Source organism: Protofrankia sp. Cas8 (assembly GCF_963555845.1).
Taxonomy (GTDB): domain Bacteria; phylum Actinomycetota; class Actinomycetes; order Frankiales; family Frankiaceae; genus Protofrankia.
Genome location: NZ_CAUVXI010000103.1, coordinates 1 through 4,379 on the forward strand (window position 1 = coordinate 1; position 4,379 = coordinate 4,379).

The window sequence follows — 4,379 nt, forward strand, 5'->3', positions numbered from 1 at the left end:
TTGACGCAATTGGTCATCGTCTGACCCCTCGGTCGGAAGGACCTGCGTGGCGAGCCGGATAGAAGATCTGAAACAGGCTCTGAAGCCCGAGGAGAAACGTGTGTCGTCGGTGCGGCCAGCCCCACCGGGTACGGCATTGTCGTTCCAGGATGTGGCGAAGACCTTTCCGGACGGGACCCAGGCGTTGCAGGACGTGTCCTTGACGGTCGGTGACGCCGAGATCGTGGCAGTGGTCGGGCCCTCGGGTTCAGGCAAGTCCACGCTGCTACGGATAGCGTCGGGCCTGACTGATGCGTCGTCCGGGACGGTGGCGGTCGGCTCGGCCGTCCCCGGCTATGTCTTCCAGGACCCCACGCTGCTGCCGTGGCGGACCGTCGAGGCGAATGTCGGCCTGCTTGCCGAGCTCGACGGTGTTGCGAAGGAGGAACGGCGGCGCTTGGTCGCCGACGCCATTGCGCTGACCGGATTGACAGGCTTCGAGCGGCACCGTCCGAAGGCGCTGTCCGGTGGAATGCGGATGCGTGTGTCGCTCGCGCGCGCGCTCACCGTGCGCCCGTCACTGTTCCTGTTCGACGAACCGTTCGGCGCACTCGACGAGATCACCCGGGAACGTCTCGGAGACGAGTTGCTGCGGCTGTACACGCGGGAGCGTTTCGCCGGCTTGTTTGTCACGCATTCGGTGATGGAGTCGGTTCTGCTTGCCACGAGGGTCGTGGTTCTCTCGGCCCGGCCGGGCCGCGTGCTCGCGCGGATCGAGGTGCCGTTCGACTATCCACGGGATGGAAAGCTGCGCTTCGACGCGGCCTTCACCCGGACCGCACTGAGCGTTTCCGAAGCGCTGCGGGAATCGTTGGCATGACCGCAGTAGACGAATCGGCGTCCCTGGCGGCGGCGTCGGTGAAAACCCCGCCACGCAGGCCCTCCCGGCTGGCCGGTGCGGTGCGCACGGTGCTGCCCCCGATTGTCGTCTTCTCGGTCGTGATCGGCGTCTGGTATCTGGTGACCTACGCTTTCTTTGCCCCCCGCCGACGATTTCTGTTACCGCCGCCGCATCAGGTGGTGGCGGAAGGTTTTCTGGACTGGGCCAGGTTCCACGAAATCCTCTCGGCGCTGGTCGTAAGCGCGACGGTCGCTCTTGTCGGTCTGGCGATAGCGTCGGCGCTCGGAATGGTGTTCGCGATCCTGATGAGTCAGGCGTCTTGGATCGAGCGTGCGTTCTACCCCTGGGCTGTGGTGCTGCAGACCATCCCGATTTTGGCGATCGGCCCGCTGATCGGCTTCTGGTTCGGCTACGGATTCTGGTCCAAGACCATGGTGTGCGTCCTGATCGCGCTCTTCCCGATCATTACGAATACGCTTTTCGGCCTCCGATCCGTGGATCCCGGTCATCACGACCTGTTTACGCTGCGACGAGCCAGCCGGTGGCGACGGCTGAGCCGGCTGGAATTCCCCGGCGCCCTTCCCGCGGTCTTCACCGGGCTCCGCATCTCCGCGGGCCTGTCGGTGATCGGCGCCATCGTGGGCGACTTCTTCTTCCGTCAGGGGGAACCGGGCATCGGTCGGCTCATAGACGACTACACCCGGAGCCTGGACTCCGGGCCGATGTTCGTGGCGGTCATCGTCTCGTCCGTTTTCGGCCTCGCCGTGTTCTGGTTGTTCGGCCTGGCCGCTCACATGATCGTCGGGCCGTGGCACGAGTCCGGACGGCGTTAGCGCCTGTCTGCAGAGCCTGTTTTGCATCTTCCGTTCGATCAGCGAGCCGAGGCGCACGGTCCCCCGTCGACTGACGTCGTTGACTGACGTCGTTGACTGACGTCGTTGACTGACGTCGTCGATTGACGTAGTCGATCGACGGGGGAGGGCGGGTTCCCGGCGCGTCAGGGCTTTCGCGCGACGGCGCCGAACTGAGGCACTTCCGCCGGAAGGCCATCCACGTCGGGCGGTTCGGGCCGCCAGTGCGAACAGGACACGATACCGGGTTCCAGCAATTCCAGGTGACGGAAGAAACGAGTGACCTCCTGGCGGCTGCGTGGGGTGATCGGGGGCGTGGCGTTCTCGTTCCAGAACTTCATGGATTCGGCGTTCTCTTCGCCGCCCAGTTCACCGGTGGGGTGCGCGAGCACCAGGTAGCTGCCGGCAGGTACGGCATCGATCAGCCGATCCACAATCGCGACTGCCTCGTCGGTGTCCAGGACAAAGTTCAGGACTCCCAGCATCATGATCGCGATTGGCTGGCTGAAGTCCAGTGTTTTCGCCGCGGCAAGCAAGATCTTATCGGGGTTGCGGGCGTCGGCGTTGATGTAGTCGGTGGTGCCCTCAACGGTGCCGATGAGCAGGGCACGAGCGTGCACCAGGACCAGGGGATCATTGTCGATGTAGACGATCCGTGAATCCGGAGCCACCCGCTGGGCAACTTCGTGGGTGTTGTCGGCGGTGGGTAGCCCGGTGCCGATGTCCAGGAACTGGCGTATCCCGACCTCGCCGGCCAGATACCGGACCGCGCGGCCGAGGAACGCCCGGTCTGCGCGGGCCACGCGGCCGATGCCCGGGAAGATTTCGAGAACCTGGTTGCCCACCTCGCGGTCGACGGGGTAATGGTCCTTGCCACCCAGCCAGTAGTTCCAGACTCTGGCATTGTGCGCAACGGTCGTGCTGATGACGGGCGCCTCGTCCTGGTCGGAGTCGTCACCCGGAGGTGAGCCCGCCGACACCGCGGCGGTTTTGAAGTCCCAGGACCGGGGTGCAGCGGCCGAGTCGGCGGGGGTTTCGAAATGCTGTTGCCGGTCGGAACTGCCGGCGGTCGGTGAGCCCTCTTTCACGACGATGTTTCTCCTTACAAATCTGAGTCTGATTGACTACAAATGTAGCCCTCAGCGCCCGACGGCAACCAGTCGCCCGCCACGATGCCCTGTTGGCCTGGCCAGCTTCGGCGCACGGCGATCAGTGCCCGGCGATCGCTGCCTCGCCAGCCTGCCACCGACCAGGTGTGGATCGCGGGACGTGCGCCTGATAACGCTACAATGAGGACCACTCTGATGCAGTCGGTCATCACCCCCGCTTTCGGTCGAAAGGACCTTACGTGGTAGACGAGGCGGGCACCGGCTGCCACGTCCTTAGCCACCATCGCATCCGCGAATCTGTTTCTGTTGACCTGCGACAACCCCGCGTTACTGTCGCTCGGTCCGATTGTCCGCTGGGGGGCAGGGCTCGGTTATCGGCCCGCTCCGGTATTGGCCAGGTATTGGTCCGATATTGGTCCGGCATTGGTCTGGTACTGGTGACGGCGCAGTGGACGGACCAGGCTTCGGTGCGCGTTCGTTCCCCCCATCACTCCCGTTCCCCAGTCGAGGAGAGCAATGCGACTATCAAGACTTGACCGTGGTACCGGTGCGGCGGCTGCGTGCGTCGCCGTGCTGGCATTGGCACTGGCCGGGTGCGGCTCAGGGAATGGATCAGGCGGACCCAGCCCGGCCGGCGCGTCGACCAGCACCGGCACGGGTACCGGCAGCGGCACCGCGACCACGTCCCGCTACACCACGCCGCTGAAGGGGCTCTGCCCGAGCACGGTCGTCGTCCAGACGAGCTGGTGGCCGGAGGCGGACCAAGGGTTCACCTACCAGCTTCTCGGCCCGAACCCGACGATCGACAAGAACAAGAATCGGGTGATCGGCCAGCTCGGCGGTACCGGGGTCAACCTCGAGATCAGGTCTGGTGGTCCGGCAGCCGGCTACCAGCAGCCCTCCGCGCTCCTGGCCCAGGACGACAACATCCTGCTCGGTTATGTCGGCACGGACGAGGCGATCCAGAACTCGGGAAAGGTGCCGACGGTGGCGGTCTTCTCGTCCTATGACAGGAACCCGGAGGTCTTTCTCTGGGGAGACCCCAGCTGGAACTTCACGAGCATCGCCGATATCGGCCGGTCGGGAGCGCCGGTGCTGGCCTACGCGGCCGCGAGCTCCGTGGACGTCCTCGAACGGGAGGGGTTGCTGAACAAGTCGCAGGTCGATCCGTCCTACCAGGGCAGCCCGGACCGTTTCGTCGCAGCCGACGGGAAGATCGTGCAACATGGTTTCGTCACAAACGAGCCCTACCACCTTGAACATGATGTGAAAGCCTGGAATAAGCCGGTTAAATACCTGCTTGTCGACGAGTACCCGGTATATCAGTCCGCACTGTCCATCCGACAGGACAAGCTGGCGGCCAACAGCGCTTGCCTGGCCAAGCTCGTGCCGTTGTTCCAGCAGGCGCAGAGTGACTACGTCGCAGCTCCCGGCCCGACAAACCAGCTCCTACTCGACATCGTCAGCAAGATGAACACGAGCGGGTTCAGCCTTTCGGCCGGTCTGGTCGCGGACGCCAGCGCGAAGCAGAAGGAGCTC

Annotated in this window: 4 protein-coding genes; 3 read left to right on the plus strand and 1 reads right to left on the minus strand. The window is 64.6% G+C overall.

Translation table 11 applies throughout. From position 1 onward, the window contains the following. The first annotated feature begins 100 nt into the window (after positions 1-100). Together U9977_RS15590 and U9977_RS15595 are read left to right on the plus strand one after the other, a co-directional pair. Positions 101-859, plus strand: coding sequence for an ABC transporter ATP-binding protein (locus U9977_RS15590; protein ID WP_322779280.1), 759 nt, complete (start codon positions 101-103; stop codon positions 857-859). After that, positions 856-1,713, plus strand: a complete 858-nt coding sequence (locus U9977_RS15595; protein ID WP_322749988.1) for an ABC transporter permease — start codon at positions 856-858, stop codon at positions 1,711-1,713. Before U9977_RS15590 ends, U9977_RS15595 begins: the two co-directional genes overlap by 4 nt. A gap of 164 nt (positions 1,714-1,877) precedes the next feature. On the opposite strand, the gene U9977_RS15600 is transcribed toward U9977_RS15595, so the two are convergent. Next, positions 1,878-2,711, minus strand: a complete 834-nt coding sequence (locus U9977_RS15600; RefSeq protein WP_416210642.1) for an SAM-dependent methyltransferase — start codon at positions 2,709-2,711, stop codon at positions 1,878-1,880. 645 nt (positions 2,712-3,356) lie between these two features. Between U9977_RS15600 and U9977_RS15605 the strand changes: the two genes are divergently transcribed. Then, positions 3,357-4,379: hypothetical protein (locus tag U9977_RS15605; protein ID WP_322749990.1), on the plus strand; the 1,023-nt coding region annotated here is incomplete at its 3' end.